17 protein-coding genes and 2 riboswitches are annotated in these 16,531 nt (G+C 66.5%); of the genes, 7 read left to right on the top strand and 10 right to left on the bottom strand.

The genetic code is table 11. The annotated features are described in order from the left end of the window. The 8 genes from ACPJW8_RS04060 to ACPJW8_RS04025 form a co-directional block, all read right to left on the bottom strand. Positions 1-1,335, bottom strand: coding sequence for a molybdopterin molybdotransferase MoeA (locus ACPJW8_RS04060; RefSeq protein WP_330186544.1), 1,335 nt, complete (start codon positions 1,333-1,335; stop codon positions 1-3). After that, positions 1,332-1,613 carry a DUF6457 domain-containing protein gene (locus tag ACPJW8_RS04055; protein ID WP_330186543.1) on the bottom strand — a complete coding sequence of 94 codons (282 nt, stop codon included), beginning with the start codon at positions 1,611-1,613 and terminating at the stop codon, positions 1,332-1,334. The genes ACPJW8_RS04060 and ACPJW8_RS04055 overlap by 4 nt, the downstream gene beginning before the upstream one ends. Further along, positions 1,588-2,325, bottom strand: coding sequence for a molybdenum cofactor guanylyltransferase (mobA, locus tag ACPJW8_RS04050; RefSeq protein WP_330186542.1), 738 nt, complete (start codon positions 2,323-2,325; stop codon positions 1,588-1,590). Before mobA ends, ACPJW8_RS04055 begins: the two co-directional genes overlap by 26 nt. A 49-nt stretch (positions 2,326-2,374) precedes the next feature. Further along, positions 2,375-2,875, bottom strand: coding sequence for an HNH endonuclease (locus ACPJW8_RS04045; RefSeq protein ID WP_330186541.1), 501 nt, complete (start codon positions 2,873-2,875; stop codon positions 2,375-2,377). A 212-nt stretch (positions 2,876-3,087) separates the two neighbouring features. Beyond that, a complete protein-coding gene (locus tag ACPJW8_RS04040; protein WP_330186540.1) occupies positions 3,088-3,861 on the bottom strand; it encodes an NlpC/P60 family protein in 774 nt (257 codons plus the stop codon). Between the two features lie 99 nt (positions 3,862-3,960). Beyond that, positions 3,961-4,659, bottom strand: coding sequence for a C40 family peptidase (locus ACPJW8_RS04035; RefSeq protein ID WP_330187007.1), 699 nt, complete (start codon positions 4,657-4,659; stop codon positions 3,961-3,963). Between the two features lie 61 nt (positions 4,660-4,720). Further along, positions 4,721-4,884: riboswitch (cyclic di-AMP (ydaO/yuaA leader) on the bottom strand. Between the two features lie 143 nt (positions 4,885-5,027). After that, entirely contained in the window at positions 5,028-5,870 is an 843-nt protein-coding gene (locus ACPJW8_RS04030) for a M23 family metallopeptidase (RefSeq protein ID WP_330186539.1), read from the bottom strand. Positions 5,871-5,873: 3 nt separating this feature from the next. Continuing rightward, positions 5,874-6,087: riboswitch (cyclic di-AMP (ydaO/yuaA leader) on the bottom strand. 164 nt (positions 6,088-6,251) lie between these two features. Further along, positions 6,252-6,947: a metal-dependent transcriptional regulator gene (locus ACPJW8_RS04025; RefSeq protein WP_330186538.1), complete on the bottom strand. Its 696-nt coding sequence runs from the start codon at positions 6,945-6,947 to the stop codon at positions 6,252-6,254. A gap of 283 nt (positions 6,948-7,230) precedes the next feature. Here ACPJW8_RS04025 and serC point away from each other — a divergent pair, with 283 nt between their 5' ends. Then, positions 7,231-8,361, top strand: a complete 1,131-nt coding sequence (serC, locus tag ACPJW8_RS04020) for a phosphoserine transaminase (RefSeq protein WP_330186537.1) — start codon at positions 7,231-7,233, stop codon at positions 8,359-8,361. 51 nt (positions 8,362-8,412) lie between these two features. Here the strand turns inward: serC and ACPJW8_RS04015 are convergent, their stop codons facing one another. Next, on the bottom strand, positions 8,413-8,955 hold the full coding sequence (locus tag ACPJW8_RS04015; RefSeq protein ID WP_330186536.1) for a DUF3027 domain-containing protein: 543 nt from the start codon (positions 8,953-8,955) through the stop codon (positions 8,413-8,415). A gap of 3 nt (positions 8,956-8,958) precedes the next feature. Next, positions 8,959-9,342 (bottom strand): cold shock domain-containing protein, encoded by a 384-nt coding sequence (locus ACPJW8_RS04010; protein WP_330186535.1) that lies wholly within the window; start codon positions 9,340-9,342, stop codon positions 8,959-8,961. Between the two features lie 110 nt (positions 9,343-9,452). On the opposite strand from ACPJW8_RS04010, the gene ACPJW8_RS04005 reads away from it, so the two are divergent. From ACPJW8_RS04005 to ACPJW8_RS03980, 6 genes are all read left to right on the top strand, one after another. Then, a complete protein-coding gene (locus tag ACPJW8_RS04005; protein WP_330186534.1) occupies positions 9,453-9,710 on the top strand; it encodes a hypothetical protein in 258 nt (85 codons plus the stop codon). 10 nt (positions 9,711-9,720) lie between these two features. Next, positions 9,721-12,216, top strand: a complete 2,496-nt coding sequence (locus ACPJW8_RS04000; RefSeq protein WP_330186533.1) for a helicase-associated domain-containing protein — start codon at positions 9,721-9,723, stop codon at positions 12,214-12,216. Then, positions 12,213-13,859, top strand: coding sequence for a DNA repair helicase XPB (locus ACPJW8_RS03995; protein WP_330186532.1), 1,647 nt, complete (start codon positions 12,213-12,215; stop codon positions 13,857-13,859). The genes ACPJW8_RS04000 and ACPJW8_RS03995 overlap by 4 nt, the downstream gene beginning before the upstream one ends. A gap of 78 nt (positions 13,860-13,937) precedes the next feature. Next, entirely contained in the window at positions 13,938-14,648 is a 711-nt protein-coding gene (locus tag ACPJW8_RS03990) for a response regulator transcription factor (protein ID WP_330186531.1), read from the top strand. A gap of 2 nt (positions 14,649-14,650) precedes the next feature. Then, positions 14,651-16,081 carry a HAMP domain-containing sensor histidine kinase gene (locus tag ACPJW8_RS03985; RefSeq protein WP_330186530.1) on the top strand — a complete coding sequence of 477 codons (1,431 nt, stop codon included), beginning with the start codon at positions 14,651-14,653 and terminating at the stop codon, positions 16,079-16,081. A gap of 151 nt (positions 16,082-16,232) precedes the next feature. Beyond that, the gene (locus tag ACPJW8_RS03980) at positions 16,233-16,520 is read left to right on the top strand and encodes a WXG100 family type VII secretion target (protein ID WP_330186529.1); all 288 of its coding nucleotides are present in this window, start codon (positions 16,233-16,235) and stop codon (positions 16,518-16,520) included. Positions 16,521-16,531 lie beyond the last annotated feature (11 nt).

Genomic DNA, 16,531 nt, shown 5'->3' with positions numbered 1-16,531 from the left:
TCACCCGATGAGGGCGCTCCAGTCCACGGGTCCTGAGGATTTCGCCGCAGTCCCCCGGCGCGGCTTCCTGGCCGCCGGCTTCTCCTTGGCCTTGGCGTCCTCCAGGGCAGGCAGGTCCGGGGTCCAGGGCAGGGCAAAGGCCGGGACGGGCTCGCCAAGCTGCACGCCGTGCGGCGGCACCACCATCACACCGTCCGCTGCGGCCAGGCCGCGCATCATGCCCGGGCCGGTGTGCTGCACCGGGGAGGCCATGCCATAAAGCATCCTGAAGGGCAGCAGCCGGGTGTAGCCCAGCTGCGGCTCCATGATGGTTCCGCAAGGCACGTCGCGCACGGTCATGGGCCGGCCGTCTCCCAGCGCAGCCAACAGCGGCCAGCCAACGGTGCACAGGGCCATCATGGCCGCGAGGGGGTTGCCCGGAAGGCCCAGCACCAGGCGCCCATCCGGAAGTTCAGCGAGCACCGCCGGGTGGCCGGGACGCATGGCAATGCCGTCCACCACCAGCCTGCCGCCCAGCTCTTTGACGGCACGGCGCAGGTGATCGGTGTCCGACCGTCCCGTCCCGCCGGTGGTGATAACGACGTCGGCCGGTTGCTCCCCGGGCGAGTCCTCAAGGGCGCCCAGCCACTCCTCATAACCGTCGCCGATCCGCAGCGATTCACCGCGGACGCCACCGATCATACTGACGACGTCGGCAAGCTGTGGACCGAAGGTGTCCCGGACCCTGCCCGGTACAGGCAGCCCGCTCTCCACCACTTCGGAGCCGGTCAGCAGCAGCTTGACCACCGCTTTGCCCTTAACCACCAGTTCGTCGTAGCCGGCCACCGCAGCCAGGGCGATGTGCGCGGGATTGATGGTAACGCCGGCCTTGATCAGAACCTCGCCGGCAGCCGCTTCCTCCCCGGCCTTGCGGATGTGCTGGCCGTTGCGCGGCTCCCCCGGACGGGCGGAACCACCCAGCTTCAGCACGGGCAGGCCGTCCTCATCAGTTCCCAGCTCCGCGCTCTCGCTGCGCAGCACGGCCTTGGCTCCCGGTGGAACCAGGCCGCCGGTGGCAATGGGACTGGCCTGGTGGGGTGCCAGCCGCTGCCCGCGCTCAACAGGAATCCATGGTCCGGAGCCGTTGACAGCCCAGCCGTCCATGGCCGAGGAAGCGTAGTGGGGCATGTCCTGCAACGCCGTGACATCCTCGGCCAGCTCGCGCCCCAGCGCCTGCCGCAGCGGTACGGGTCCGGGCGGGATGGGGACAGCAGCATCGATCGCAGCCTGCCTGGCCTCTTCCCAGGTGTGTGCGTGGTGGTGCGGGGCAGCAGCAGGGGTTTCCGGAGGCGTCATTCCGCGGTGTCGGTGGATGCGTTGCCGGCAAGCTGACGGGCCACGTCCAGGGCGCCGGCCATCGCGGCAGGCTCGTCGGCCTGGCCGGAGGCCGCGGCTTTACCGGCAGCGTAGCCGGCAATAAAGGTGGTCAGCGGCGCGGCAGGCCTCACGATCGAGTGCGCAGCAACGCCAGCCAGGGACAGGATGGCGTTGATATCAACCTCAAGGCCTTCCAGTTCATATGCCTCAAGCAGCCGCTTGCTCCACTCCTCAAGAATCTGGTCCTGCGTCTTCACCGTCTGCCTCCAAGGTAGCTTCATCCAGGCGCTGGCCGGATCCGTTGAGCGGGCCTGCTTCATTGGGTGGGCCTTCCCGTTCCACACCCAGCGCTTCAGCGTCGGCCCAGGTGTCGACGTCGTCCGTTGAACCTGCGGGGACCGGGACGGTCACCACGTCAAGGTTAGCAAGGAGGGCACGTATTGAGCCGTTTTGCAGGGTACCCAGCGTTGCCATCCTGGCCGCCGCCTTTTGTAGCATGGCTGTGTCATAAACCGCCGCCAGCTGCTGCCTGCGGCCATCAGGTGATTCTGCCACCACTCCCCCTACGATGCCGCCGCGTTCAGCAGCATGGCCGGCGCCCCCGGTATCACGGCCGGCGGCGGCCTCACAGGCGGCCAGCAGCACCGGGACAGCGCGGTCCGCATGCGGCATGTCGCACGCCAGAACCAACGTCCAACGGCTGGGCGTGCGGTCACGGCCCAGGGACGCGAGGCCAGCGGCAATTGCTGCTGCCGGGCCGCTGAAGGGCGGGTCTTCACGCGCGTGCAACACTTCGTCATCTGGCCGGACGGAATCGCCGGGGCCAACCACGACTGTCCGGGCCGCACCCCCGGCCGCAGCTATGGCACGGTCCACCAGCGGCACGCCGTCGTAGATCAACCCGGCCTTTGGTACGCCACCCAACCGGGAGGAGCGGCCACCGGCCAGGATCAGGGCGTCATATTCCACGGCCCCAGCGTACCCGGCGCCGCCGGGCGCCAGGCGTTGCGGAAACGGATCAGGCTGCGTTTTCGGGCAGGAGGAACGGGTCCCAGGCGGGCGTAGGCTTCTCCAGCTCCTTGATCTGCCAGATGGTTCCCTGCGGCGGCTCGGGGACGAACCTCAGTTTCCAGCCCATCTCCGCGGGCGTGTGGTCGCCCTTGAGGTTGTTGCAGCGCAGGCAGGCGGCAACCAGGTTCTCCCAGGAGTCGGCACCGCCACGGGATTTGGGATGGACATGGTCAATGGTGTGTGCCGCCTTGCCGCAATATGCGCACCGGTGCCCGTCACGTCGGAGCACGCCGCGTCGGCTGACAGCGGTGGCCCGGTTGTAGCGGGGACGGATATAGCGGTTGAGCAGGATCACGGAGGGTCTGCCGAGAATTTCCTGGGGCCCCACAACGGGGTCATCCCCTTCGGCTACCACGCTGGCTTTACCCGTGAGCACAAGCACCAGCGCCCGGCGGAAGGTGACTACCGCCAGCGGTTCATATCCAGCATTCAGAACGAGAGTGCGCATGCGCATACCTCTTCACGGCCGCACCCGTCAGGGGCACGAGGGCCGGCTGCCCTCGGCATGTCCGGGCTATGGATCGACAAGTCCAGAGTAAACACCGCAGCACGGATTGAGCTAATCGGCGGCGTTTGGCCCCCACCGTGTCACCGCGTTAAACGCAGCAGGGACCCCCGCCGAAGCGGGGATCCCTGCTGTGTTAAGCCTGAAGCGCTTTGCTAGCCGTTGACGCGGATGAAAACCGGGCCGGAGCCAACGTTGACGCTGAAGAGGACAGTCTGGTTGCCGTTGTAGCCACCGTGGACAGCCTGGCCGTTGCCGGCGTAGATCGCCACGTGGGCAACGCCTGCGCCGCCGTTGGCGTAGTAGACGATGTCGCCGGGCTGCGCCTCAGCGGCACTGACCGTGCGGCCCAGGGACAAGTAGCCTGCGGGCCAGTCGTGGAAGTGGATACCCACCGCGGCCAGGGAGTTGGTCACCAGCATGGTGCAGTCCTGGTTGACGCCGATCTGTGCGTAAGCGGCGGCCAGGATGGTGGAGTTCAGCCCGGTGGACGCAGCGGCCGGAGCCGGAGCAGCCTTGGCAGCCGGAGCGGCCTGCTGTGCCACGGGTGCTGCAGCGGGAGCCGGGGCCGGAGCCTCCGGAGCTTCCTTGACCTCAACTACGGGTGCTGGTTCCTCGACGACCGGAGCCGGCGTGGTGGTAACAGCGGGACGCTCAAAGGAGATGGCAACGCTGGAAGCCGCAGCGATGACTGCGGGGACCGAGGACTGGACGTCCAGTGCGGTGGCGGTTGCCGCCTCACGCTGGATTCCGGAATCCGCGGCGTTGGCGGCAAGGCCGCTGCTCAGGACAAGGCCGGAGGCAGCTGCGATAACAGCTGCCTGGCGGCCCATGCCGCCGGCGTTGCTGCCGACGGTCTTGGCAATGACGGCCAACGCGCTGGTCTTGGTGACCTCCGCGCGGTGCCGTGCAGATGCACTGCTGGACATGGGGGATCTCACTTTCGATTCCTCTGGACCGGTTGGGCGGCCCGAGGGTTTTGAGCGCGCCGGCGGATTGGGGTACGCCGGCACGCCCCGAACGGGGATTTAGCGGAGGGTGTAGAAGGAGGAGCTGCCCGTGGCGGCCACGGAGTGCAGCAGCGTGCCCTGGGACGGGTTCAGCGCGCTGATCATCATGCCGTTGCCGACGTAGATGCCAACGTGTGCGCCACCGTTCTGCATGACCAGGTCACCCGGCTGCGGGTTGGCCGTGGGGGTCATGGCGTTCCATGCACCGACGCGCGGGATGGAGATGCCTGCCTGGGCGTAGACCCACTGGGTGAAGCCGGAGCAGTCCCAGCCACCCGGGGTGTTTCCGCCCCAGACGTAGGGGCTGCCGATGCCCGTGTAGGCAATCGCTGCCAGGCCGGAGGCTGCGGCAGAGCTGGCTGCCGGGGCTTCCTTGGGCTTGGGGGCAGAGGCCGTTACAGCAGTGTTGCCGGTGGTGGCAGTTTCTGCGGCTTCTTCTTCGTCGTCGGTGGATTGGGGTTCAACAACCTCAACCACGGGGGCGGCGACGGTGGTGATCACGGGGCGCTCGAACGACACGGTGGCCGTGGGGGCGGCCGTGACGGCCAGGGAGGTCTGGGTTGCCGATTCGACGGAGGCGGAGACGCCTACCGTGTTGTCTGCGGCGTTGGCCGGAAGGCCGATGCTGAGGATAAGGCCGGAGGCTGCTGCAATAACCGCTGCTTGGCGACCAACGGTCCCCGCATTGGCACTGACGGCCTTCGAAACAGTACCCATGGGGTTGGTGCGCACCGGCTGGGCGCGGTGGCGCGCAAGATTATGGCGTGAAGACACGTAGGTAGCCTCTCCCAATGCCTGCGAGGTGAGCTGTCGGATTCGGATGGGAGTTCACCCGGCCGCGCTGCTTCAGTAGAAGCTTTGCGACTTAACCCCAAGGCCTTCCAAAGAAGGCCGTTATTGGTTCCCCCGCCCCTGCCAGACGAATTCATGCGAACGGACCTTGAGCGGTGGCAGAGCTAGGCAATCCACTCAAGAGCGTCAACTTCGGAAAAGTTGACGCGGTTTAGACGGTACAGCAGTTCTTCTTGAATGTCACATTCAGGTCACGGCGCGTTGCCACAATCCGAGAGCGACTGATCATTTTGTTAGAGCCAGCCCGTGGGATCGACGACTTCGCCGCCGACCTGGACCTCGAAGTGGAGGTGGCAGCCCGTGGATGCGCCCGTAGTGCCGCTCAAAGCCACAACATCACCGCGGGTGACGGTCTGGCCCACTTGGGCGCTGAAGGACGACAGGTGGTTGTAGGTGGTCTCAAGCCCGTTGCCGTGATCGACGACAACCCTGTTGCCGCCGCCATACGGGTGCCAGCCTGCGAAGGTCACGGTTCCGGTGGCCGCAGCGAGGACCGGGGTGCCGCACTGGGCAGCGAAGTCGGTACCGCGGTGGAAGTCCCCGGTGCCGCCGGTGATGGGGCTGACGCGGTAGCCGTACGGGGAAACGGTGGTCAGGGAAGCGAGCGGGCCGGCGATGGTGCCCCTGGAAGCCGCCGGAGCGACGGTTCCGGCGGACTGGGCGCTCAGCAGCTGCTTCAGCTTGCCATCGGGGTCTCCCACCGTGGTGACGGCGGTTCGGCTGAAGTCGATCTGGGCTGCAGCTTCCGCGGAAACAGCGGGCTGTGGCGCTGCGACGACGGCAGCAGAGGCACCGGATGCGGCGGCGACGGAGGGGGCGCTGGAGCTGGCAAGCACCGGGCTGGTTACCGGAACAGTGACCGTCAGAAGCAGGCCGGTGGCGGCAAGTGCAACGCCCGCCTTCTGGCCGATTCCGCTGGCGGCGGCGAAGTCAGTGAGCTGCCGGAAAGGACTCCGGCGGCGACGCGCTTCCCGCTGCGGGTCCCGGGGACGGTCCGCAAGGGGGACTTCGGCAACCCATGGTTGCGAAGCGGAGCCGACAGCGCGACGGCGGCCCCTGAAATTCTGCGTGGTCAACTATTTTCCTCTCTGGAAGCCTGCGAAGTTAGCTGTCGGATTCGGGTCAGAGAGATAGTGACCCGGCCCGCAAAACAGGCCGTCTTGACACACGGGTATCCAGGGGATTCGTTTATCAAAAAGGCTTGCCGCTGCGGACTTCACCCCAAGACCGTTTGAAAACGGCCAGTTGTGGTTCCCCCGCCCCTGCCAGAAGGTGACTCGGTACTGGTGGTCCGCTGGCAGAGCTAGGCTTTCGGACCGGTAACGCTTATGTATCGGCGTCGAGAAACAACTATAGGCGATGCGGCCGGACAGTAACAATTCCGTTATAAACGAAAGTTCACTGATGATCCTGCGTCACGAAACGGCCAACGCCCCCACTATAGGTTTCACAAACTCCTAGGTGAGCTGGACAAACACGTGGGCTGCAACTTCCGGCGGAAGCTCCAGTGCGCCTTCTATACCGGCAACGCGGACCGAAATGTATTCTCCAACACGTTCCAGTGCAACTTCGGTGCCCGGGCGGATTCCGCCTTCATCGAGTTGCAGGAGGAGTTCGGGCTCCACCTGGATGGGTTCGGCGAGGCGGCAGACCCGCACCGTGGACTCCGGGCCGTAGCCTGCCATGGCGTCCAGCAGGTTGATCACACCGTCCGTAAAGGCCGATCCGGTTTCGCCACCCAGGGCAGCCAGCCCCGGGATGGGGTTTCCATAGGGAGACTCGGTAGGGTGGTCCAGCAGTTCGAAGATCCGCTGCTCCACGCGTTCACTCATCACGTGTTCCCAGCGGCAGGCCTCGTCATGGACGTAGGCCCAGTCCAGGCCGATGATGTCAGAGAGCAGCCGTTCGGCCAGGCGGTGCTTGCGCATGACCTCGGTGGCGCGTTTGCGTCCGGCCTCCGTCAGTTCCAGGTGCCGGTCACCGGCAACAACCACCAGACCGTCACGCTCCATCCGGCCAACTGTCTGCGAAACGGTAGGGCCGGAGTGGCGCAACCGCTCGGCAATGCGGGCGCGCAGCGCCACGATGTTTTCTTCTTCAAGCTCCAAAATGGTCCGAAGATACATCTCCGTAGTATCGATCAGATCCGTCATCCAGCTCAGCTCCTTGAGCGCAGTCCCATGCGTGCGTCAACCGTATCGCGTACTGACAGCACGCCGGTTACCAGGTCCACAGCTTAGCCTATTTTGAATTACTCCGGATAATCCCGGCTGGGCCGCAGGGCCCATCAAAAACACCCTTCTGTGACGGCTTCAGTTCCCGCAGGACTATACCGTCAGGCAGAATGAAAGCGGCCTCAACAGCAGCCATCACTGACTGCAGGCCTCCCGCCACCGGCCGCTGCGGCCGAACTGTCCCGACGAATTTGGAGCCCTTGTGAGCGACGCCAGCATCACCATCCCCGCCAACCTGCTGCCACAGGACGGACGTTTCGGCGCCGGGCCGTCCAAGGTCCGGGCTGAACAGCTGGAAGCACTCTCCGCCGCGTCCACCACCATCCTCGGCACGTCCCACCGGCAGGCACCTGTCAAGAACCTGGTGGGTTCGGTCCGCGAAGGCCTGTCCAGCTTCTTCCGTGCCCCCGAGGGCTACGAACTGATCCTGGGCGTGGGCGGTTCCACGGCGTTCTGGGACGTCGCGGCCTTTGGCCTTGTGGAGAACAAGGCACAGCACCTGTCCTTCGGTGAATTTGGTTCCAAGTTTGCCGCCGCCACGAACAAGGCGCCGTTCCTCGCGGAGTCCAGCATCATCAAGGCAGAGCCCGGCACCCGTCCGGTGGCAGTGGCAGAAGCAGGGGTGGACCTCTACGCCTGGCCGCAAAACGAAACCTCCACCGGTGTCGCCGCTCCCGTGCGCCGTGTTGAAGGTGCGGATGCCGGTTCACTGGTGGCCATTGACGCCACCTCCGCCGCAGGCGGCCTGGATGTGGACGTCTCCGAAACAGACGTCTACTACTTCGCCCCGCAGAAAAACTTCGCTTCCGACGGCGGCCTCTGGCTTGGCCTCTTCTCCCCCGCCGCGATCGAGCGTGCCGCGCGGATCCAGGAAAGCGGCCGGTGGATCCCGGACTTCCTGAACCTGCAGACGGCAATCGACAACTCGCGCCTGAACCAGACGTACAACACTCCCTCGTTGTCCACGCTGGTAACGCTGGACGCCCAGATCCAGTGGCTCAACGGGAACGGCGGCCTGGACTTCGCTGCGAAGCGCACCGCTGATTCCGCCGGCCGCGTCTACGCCTGGGCCGAGGCCTCCAGCTACGCCACGCCTTACGTCAGCAACCCGGAGGACCGCTCCAACGTCATCGTCACCATTGACTTCGATGACTCGATCGACGCCGCCCAGGTGGCCAAGATCCTGCGCGCCAACGGCGTGGTGGACACCGATCCCTACCGCAAGCTGGGCCGCAACCAGCTGCGGATCGCCACCTTCGTGGCCATCGAGCCGGACGACGTCACGGCCCTGCTCGCCAGCATCGACTACGTGGTGGGCGAACTCAGGAAGTAAAAGCAGCCGCCCCCGCCGGAAACTCCGGCAGGGGCGGTTGAACAGCAGAACCTAGTGTTCGACGGCGTCGTCCGGGCTTTGTGCCGGGGCGGCGCCGTTTGCGTCGGAGGCCGCGTCTGCGTCTGCGTCAACATCCGCATCGGCGGCAGCTTCGCCGTCGGAGGCTTCGGAGTCCCCGGGAGTCTCCAGTGAAGCAGGCTCCTCAGGAGTCTCCTCCGGCTGGGCATCCTCGGGGCGAACGCGTTCAGCCCAGGGCACCCACTCCGGCGCCAGGACAGAAGCTTCAGAGGGCAGCAGCCCGACTTCGTTGACGGTGATGACCTTGGAGCGTGAGTTGCGCGTGAGGACAGCGAACCACTGCCATCCCGGATAGCCGGGCAACCGGCATTCAAAGAGGTGGGTGACCACGCGGTCCCCCTCCGTGCGGGCACCCACGTGGGTGCCGACGTCGGACGGGCTTGCGATCGACTGGACTGCCTCCCGGGCGGCATCGACGGCGGCTGCCAGCACGGCGTCCGGCTTGCCGGTGCGCCACACCGGGACGCCTGCGCGCCGGGGTGGGGTTTTTACCGGTTCTTCGGCTTCGGCGTTCACGGCCTAGGCGTCCAGCTCGTCGGCAACCTTACGGAGTGCCGTGGCGATGGCTTTTCCCTTGTTGCCTTCCGGGTACTTGCCCGCGGACAGCGTGCCGGAGAGGTTATCCAGCACCGTCACGAGGTCCTGCACCAGCGGCGCCAGGTCCCTGGGGTTGGTGCGCTTGGCCTTGGCGATGGACGGAGTCTTGTCCAGTACGCGCAGGCCCAGTGCCTGGGCGCCCTTGCGCCCGTCAGCTACGCCGAATTCAACCCGGGTACCGGGCTTGAGGTCCAGCGTCCCCTCCGGGAGCGAAGACTTAGGCAGGAAAACCTCCTGGCCATCCTCGCCTGCGAGGAAGCCGAAGCCCTTTTCCTTGTCATACCACTTGACCTTGCCGGTAGGCACGTTATCAACCTTCTTCGTTCTTGGATCCTGCAATGCTCGTCTCTGGGTTCAAGGTTATCCTGTGCAGCGTTGTGCCGATGCCAGCGTGCAGCACTGTTAACGTTGGCTTTATGACTCCCACGCGCTTCCGACGTCCGCTGATGATCACTGCCGCCGCCCTGGCCGTCATTTCGCTGGTTGCGGTGGGAACGGTGATGGCCATGGCATTCGCCGGAACCCCTGCACCGCAGTGGGTCACCTTCACCGCTTTGTTCGGCCTTCCCCTGGCATTCCTGTTGCTGGTGTTCCTGGTGTTGGACTCGGTAGCGGGCCGCCGGCGTGGCGGAGCAGCCGGCAGCGGGACCCCGGGGAACGGCGGCGGGCGGTAACGTTGGACTGATGTCCCTTATTCGTGCGCTCAGCAAGGACCTGGAGGCACGCAGCGACGATTCACTGCGTGCCCTGCTCAGTGCACGGCCGGACCTCATGTCCCCCGGCGTTCCGGACTTCGCCGCCCTGGCCGCCAGGGCCAGCGGGCGCGTCAGCGTCCAGAGGGCCCTGGAGCGCCTGAACCGTCCCCAGATGCAGGTCCTGGAGACTCTCCACCTGTGTACCAACACCGACACCGGGCACAGCGCATCGGCGCCTACCCTGAAAAAGTTCATTGCCGGTTCCAGCCTGGCCACCATCGAGCGGTTCCTGAGCTCGCTGGAGGACCTCGCGTTGGTACACCGTTCGGCGCCTCCGCACGGAACCCCGGCGGGCGGCCGGCACCACTTCTACCTGCCGGTGGCCTGCCTGAAGGACGTACTGGGCATCTACCCGGCAGGCCTGGGCCGCAGTTATACGGAGCTGGTGAGGCTGCAGCCGGCTTTCTCCCAGCGCGTGGTCCAGCTGGTTGCAGAGCTTCGGCAGAGCGGTTCTGACGTTCCACCGGCCGCCACTCCCATGGAGGCAGCCCTGGCGCTGCAGCACTGGACAGCGACCCCGGATGCCCTGCACGCCATCCTCGCCGATGCTCCGGAACGTACGACGGCGTTACTCGCCAAATTCGGAAACTGGGCCATGGGTGCCGTCCCCCAGGCGCAACGCAAGGTCTCCGTCCTGAACCAGGGCTCCGACGTCGGGCCCGTTGACTGGCTGTTGGCGCGGGGACTGCTGGTTCCCCTGGATGCCGCGCACGTGGAACTGCCGCACAGCGTGGGGCTGGCGCTGCGTGGCGGCGTTATAATCAATGACTTCAGCCTGGAACCGCCCACTCCCCGGCTTGGCCGCACCAGTGCCCTGCGGCGCCGCAACGCAGCGCTCGGCGCGATCGGTGAAACCCTCCGGCTGGTGACTGAGCTCCTGTTCATTGTGCGCAGCCAGCCGCTGGCTACCCTGCGCAGCGGCGGCGTTGGCGTGCGTGAACTGAAGCGGCTCGCCGATGCCCTCCGCGTTGAGCAGCAGCAGGCCGCAATACTCACTGAATTGGCCGCGCTGGCGGGCCTCCTGCGCCTGGATGTGGACAGTTCCGCCTGGGTGCAGCCCCCGGACCTGGAGTGGCTGTCCCTGCCGCGCCAGGAGCAGTGGCTGTGGCTGGTCAGTGCATGGCTGGGCAGCGACAGGGTTCCGTCGCTGGTGGGCCAGCCTGTCCCTGGCGGCAAGACCGGCCCGGGTGGTTCCGCCGGGCAGGTCAACGCGCTCTCGGCCGAAGCCCAGCGGCCGGATGCGCCGCTGGTCCGTAAACGGATCCTGGAAATCCTGGCCGAACTCACCCGGGACGCCATCACCGGGGTCCCGGACCCCTCAGGCAATGCGCACGGTGCGTCCGGAAACGCAGCCGACGTCGATGCCCCCGTCCTGGACGCTGCCGCTGTTCTGGAGCGGGCCGAGTGGACCCAGCCCCGGATGTCGCGCAGGTTCAGTTCCCTGGTGCAGGGGGTGTTGACCGAGGCCGAGTTACTGGGACTCATGGGCTCCGGGGCGCTGAGCCAGCTGGGCAGCGCCATTGCCGACGACGCTCCGGATGCGGCCCTGGACCTCCTGGGCGAGCACCTTCCCGCGGCCCTGAACCATGTGCTGCTGCAGGCGGACCTGACCGCCGTTGCGCCCGGATACCTTACCCCCGAGGTCAGTGCCGGGCTGCTCCAGATGGCCGACGCCGAAGGGCAGGGTCCGGCAACCATCTACCGCTTCTCCGTGGCCTCGATCCGCCGCGCACTGGACGCGGGGCTGGACGCGCAGGCCATCCTGGCGTTCCTCACCGAACATTCCGCCACCCCGGTTCCGCAGCCGCTGGACTACCTGGTCCAGGACACCGCCACGCGCTATGGGCGGCTCCGGGTGGGCGGGGCAGCCAGCTTCATCCAGAGCGAAGATGAAGCCACCATCCTGGAAATCCTGCAGAATCCCCGGTTATCCGCCTTGGGGCTGGTGCAGCTGGCGCCAACCGTGCTGGTATCTGCGGCCGCTCCCCGCGACACCGCCGAAGCGCTGCGGGGAGCCGGGCTCTCCCCTGCCGTGGAGGACAGCGGACAGCCTGGCACCGTGAGGCTTCGCCGGACGACTGCCGCACCCGGCGCCGGCAGGCCCGTCTATTCCGCACCCGGCACACCGCCGGCCCAGGCCGACGTCGACGCCCAGCTCGCGGTCCTCCGCCACCAGGGTCCTGCCGGCACCGGAGAAGCCGCCACGCAGCTGGGACTGGAAGCCCTGCAGAAGGCCATCCGGCTCAAGCAGCGCGTCACCATGAACGTGGTGGACGGCCTGGGGAATGCCGCCCTGGAAACAGTTGTTCCCTTGTCAGTGAACGGCGGGCGGATCCGGGTCTTTGATCCGGTCAAGGAAACCGAACGGGTGGTTTCCGTGCACCGCGTGATCGACGTCGAACCGGCAGAAGATTGGTCCCCATGAACAACGGTCCCCTGATCGTCCAAAGCGACAAAACCATCCTCCTCGAGGTGGACCACGAGCTGGCCACCGAGGCCCGTCACGCGATCGCCGCTTTCGCCGAGCTGGAGCGCGCCCCGGAACACGTCCACAGTTACCGGCTGACGCCGCTGGGGCTGTGGAACGCCCGCGCCGCCGGACTGGATGCCGAGAAAGTCCTTGACGCGCTGCTGAAATACTCACGCTTTCCGGTACCGCACTCGCTGTTGATCGACATCGAGGAAACGATGTCCCGCTACGGGCGCCTGCGCCTGGAGAAGGACCCCCAGCACGGCCTGGTGATGCGCACGGACGACTACCCGGTGCTTGAAGAGGTCATCCGCGCCAAGAAGATCCAGCCGCTGCTGGGCCCGCGGATCGACGGCGAAACGATTGTGGTGCAGTCCTCCCAGCGCGGCCAGCTCAAGCAGCAGCTGTTGAAGATCGGCTGGCCGGCCGAGGACCTCGCCGGTTATGTGGACGGCACCCCGCACCTGATCGCCCTGAACGAGGACGGCTGGGCGCTGCGCCCCTACCAGAAGCTGGCCGTGGAAAACTTCTGGGCCGGCGGCAGCGGCGTCGTCGTACTTCCCTGCGGCGCCGGGAAGACCCTGGTAGGCGCGGCCGCGATGGCCACCGGTTCCACCACCACGCTGATCCTGGTGACCAACACGGTGTCCGCCAGGCAGTGGAAGGAGGAACTGCTTAAGCGCACCTCGCTGACGGAAAACGAGATCGGCGAATATTCGGGTTCGGTGAAGGAAGTCCGGCCGGTCACCATCGCCACGTACCAGGTCCTGACCACAAAGCGCGGCGGGCTGTACCCGCACCTGGAACTGGTGGACGGGCACGACTGGGGGCTCATTGTCTACGACGAGGTCCACCTGCTACCGGCCCCGATTTTCCGCATGACCGCTGATCTCCAGGCCCGCCGCCGGCTCGGGCTCACCGCCACCCTGGTGCGCGAGGACGGCCGCGAAGGCGAAGTCTTCAGCCTCATCGGGCCCAAGCGCTACGACGCCCCCTGGAAGGACATCGAGGCGCAGGGGTACATCGCTCCCGCCGATTGCGTGGAAGTCCGCGTGGACCTCCCGCGGGACGAGCGCGTCGCGTACGCCATGGCCGAGGACGCGGACAAGTACCGGCTCTGCTCCACTTCGGAGACCAAAACCCGCGTGGTGGAGGAACTGGTGGCCCTGCACGCCGGTGAACAACTGCTGGTGATCGGCCAGTACATCGACCAGCTGGACGAACTGGGCGAGCGCCTCAACGCGCCCGTCATCAAAGGCGACACATCCGTGAAGGAACGGCAACGGCTTTTCGCGGCGTTCCGCGCCGGCGAGGTCCAGGTGCTGGTGGTTTCCAAGGTGGCGAATTTCTCCATCGACCTGCCCGAGGCATCGGTAGCCATCCAGGTTTCCGGCTCGTTTGGTTCCCGGCAGGAGGAAGCCCAGCGCCTGGGCCGTTTGCTGCGCCCCAAGAAGGACGGACGCGCAGCCCGCTTCTACTCGCTGGTGGCCCGGGACACCCTGGACCAGGACTTCGCCGCCAAACGGCAGCGCTTCCTGGCCGAGCAGGGTTACGCCTACCGGATCATGGACGCCAAGGACGCCGGCACCGCTGCCTGAGCCCGCTGGCTTCCGTGGCCGGGGGAACACACATCCGGCGTCCAGAGAACTCCCAGTAACCGGGAGCATGATAGGTGCATGAACAAAAATGGCCCTGAAGCACGCCTGCTGGTAGTTGACGACGAACCCAACATCCGCGAGCTCCTGTCCACCTCGCTGCGGTTTGCGGGGTTCGAGGTGGTCTCCGCCGGCAACGGCCGTGACGCCCTCGCCGCCGTCGAGGAACATGCCCCGGACCTTGCGGTCCTGGACGTGATGCTCCCGGACATGGATGGCTTCACGGTCACCCGCCGGCTCCGCGCTGCCGGCAAACACTTCCCGGTGCTGTTCCTGACGGCCAAGGACGACACCGAGGACAAGGTCACCGGGCTTACTGTTGGCGGCGACGACTACGTCACCAAACCCTTCAGCCTGGATGAGGTGGTGGCCCGCATCCGTGCCGTGCTGCGCCGCACGCAGCCCATGGTGGATGACGACGCCATCATCAAGGTGGGAGACCTGGAGCTCGACGACGACGCCCACGAGGTGCGCCGCGGCGGTACCGTGGTGGAACTCTCCCCCACCGAGTTCAAGCTGCTGCGGTACCTGATGCTGAATCCCAACCGCGTGCTGTCCAAGGCCCAGATCCTGGACCACGTCTGGGAATACGACTTCAACGGCGACGCCTCGATCGTGGAGTCCTACATCTCCTACCTGCGGCGCAAAGTGGACAATGATCCCCAGGCCCCTGCACTGATCCAGACCAAGCGCGGCGTCGGTTACGTTCTACGCACCACGGACAAGCGCTGACCTTGCTTGAACGGTGGAAAGCGGCCCCGCTGAGGTCGCAGCTGGTAGCCATCATCATGGCCCTGCTCGCGGTGGCCCTGACCGTCACCGGCGTGGGAACCCTTACCATGCTGAACACCTTCCTGGTGGAGCAGGTTGACCAGAAACTGGACTCCTACGTCGACGTTGCCCGGACCCAGAATTCCTTTGAACTGCTGCAGACCCCCAATCCCTGGTTGCCCCCCGAATTCTCGCTGATAGTTTTCAGCCCCGGCCAGGACCCGGTTCCCTTCGGCAGCAACACCGCCAACCGGCCGGACATCAGCAGCATCAGCGTTGACGAAGCCCGGCGCCGGGCAGCGGAGCCGTTCCAGGTGCGCGGAACCGACGGTGGGAACTGGCGGGTGGTGGCCGTCGCCGTCACCACGCGAAGTGGCGAATCCGCCGTGGTGGTGATCGGGCTGCCGCTCAAGTCCGTGGACGACGTCATGGGCCACGCCGCCCTGGTGACCACCGGCGTCGGGCTGTTGACCCTGCTGTTGGCGTCACTGACGGCGAGCTGGACGGTGTCCCGTTCCTTCAGGCCACTGGTGAGGGTGGAGAAAACCGCGGCGGCGATTGCTGCCGGGGACCTGTCCCGCCGCGTCGACGTCGAGAATCCGGACACAGAGGTGGGCCGCCTGGGTGAGTCGCTGAACGCCATGCTGGAACACATCGAAGCCGCTTTCGCCGCCCGCACCGCCTCAGAGGGCCGGATGCGCCGCTTCGCCGCCGACGCCTCCCATGAACTCCGAACGCCGCTGGTCACTATCCGCGGGTTCTCCGAGCTTTACCGGCACGGCGCGCTGCCCACGGATGAGGACGTCGCCACCGCCATGGGCAGGATCGAAAGCGAGGCCAAGCGCATGGGTTCGCTGGTGGAGGACCTCCTGCTGCTGGCCCGGCTGGACGAGCAACGGCCCCTGCAGCACAAGCCGGTGGACCTCCAGCTCCTGGCCCATGATGCCGTGGTGGACAGCCAGGCCAGCGACAGGACCCGGAGCATCACCATGGCAGGGCTCGACGGCGCCGCCCCCGCTCCGGCACCTGCCCTCGGAGACGAAGCCAAGCTCCGCCAGGTAGTAGGCAACCTGGTGGGCAACGCCCTGCGCTACACGCCCGAGGGCTCACCCATCGAGATTGCCGTGGGCACCCGTGCAACAGGCGACGGCGGTGCTGCCGCGGTGATTGAGGTCCGGGACCACGGCCCGGGCATCGACGAGGCCGAGGCCGGGAAGGTGTTTGAGCGGTTCTACCGTGCCGACACGTCCCGGACGCGTGAAACCGGCGGCAGCGGGCTGGGCCTGGCGATTGTCGCTGCCGTAGTGGGCTCCCATGGCGGCACGGTGCGCGTCAGGGAGACGCCAGGGGGTGGAGCTACGTTTGTGGTGAGCCTGCCCGCACGGACCGACTGAGGCGCCGGGAGAGTTATCCACATACGGCGCCTGGCCGTGGCGGCTGCGCGCCGCTCCTCCGTAGGCTCGGTTGAGAGGTCCGGACTTCCCCGGACAGCCGGCGCCACACACCGCCGGCAGCCATGCGACACCTGCTGAAAGAGGCCCCGCCATGAGCATTATTTCCGTCGATACCGAACTGCTGCAGCTCAAGTCAGCCAATGTCCGCGCCACCGTTGAGCGGATCAGCGCCGATGTCCAGGCCATGAAGTACGGCCTTGACGAGCTCCAGGGAACGTGGCGCGGTTCTGCCGCCACCAACTTCCAGGCGCTGGTTACCGAATGGACCCTGACGCAGAGCCGGGTGGAGGCATCCCTGGCGTCCATCAATGCAGCGCTTGCTTCCGCCGCCATGAGCTACGCCCAGACGGAGCAGGGCAACACGCAGCGCTTCAGCTGAGCTGGTGGACC

The sequence above is a fragment of the Pseudarthrobacter sp. J47 genome (assembly GCF_049810315.1).
Classification (GTDB): domain Bacteria; phylum Actinomycetota; class Actinomycetes; order Actinomycetales; family Micrococcaceae; genus Arthrobacter.
This window is presented reverse-complemented; position numbering and strand designations above follow the sequence as displayed.

Excerpts from the sequence above, each read along its gene's own strand:
- ACPJW8_RS03980 (WP_330186529.1), top strand. The coding sequence starts at position 16,233 with ATGAGCATTATTTCCGTCGATACCGAACTGCTGCAGCTCAAGTCAGCC.
- ACPJW8_RS04025 (WP_330186538.1), bottom strand. The coding sequence starts at position 6,947 with ATGACGGATCTGATCGATACTACGGAGATGTATCTTCGGACCATTTTG.
- ACPJW8_RS03995 (WP_330186532.1), top strand. The coding sequence starts at position 12,213 with ATGAACAACGGTCCCCTGATCGTCCAAAGCGACAAAACCATCCTCCTC.
- ACPJW8_RS03990 (WP_330186531.1), top strand. The coding sequence starts at position 13,938 with ATGAACAAAAATGGCCCTGAAGCACGCCTGCTGGTAGTTGACGACGAA.
- ACPJW8_RS04045 (WP_330186541.1), bottom strand. The coding sequence starts at position 2,875 with ATGCGCACTCTCGTTCTGAATGCTGGATATGAACCGCTGGCGGTAGTC.
- ACPJW8_RS04035 (WP_330187007.1), bottom strand. The coding sequence starts at position 4,659 with ATGGGTACTGTTTCGAAGGCCGTCAGTGCCAATGCGGGGACCGTTGGT.
- ACPJW8_RS04000 (WP_330186533.1), top strand. The coding sequence starts at position 9,721 with ATGTCCCTTATTCGTGCGCTCAGCAAGGACCTGGAGGCACGCAGCGAC.
- ACPJW8_RS04005 (WP_330186534.1), top strand. The coding sequence starts at position 9,453 with ATGACTCCCACGCGCTTCCGACGTCCGCTGATGATCACTGCCGCCGCC.
- ACPJW8_RS04040 (WP_330186540.1), bottom strand. The coding sequence starts at position 3,861 with ATGTCCAGCAGTGCATCTGCACGGCACCGCGCGGAGGTCACCAAGACC.
- ACPJW8_RS04060 (WP_330186544.1), bottom strand. The coding sequence starts at position 1,335 with ATGACGCCTCCGGAAACCCCTGCTGCTGCCCCGCACCACCACGCACAC.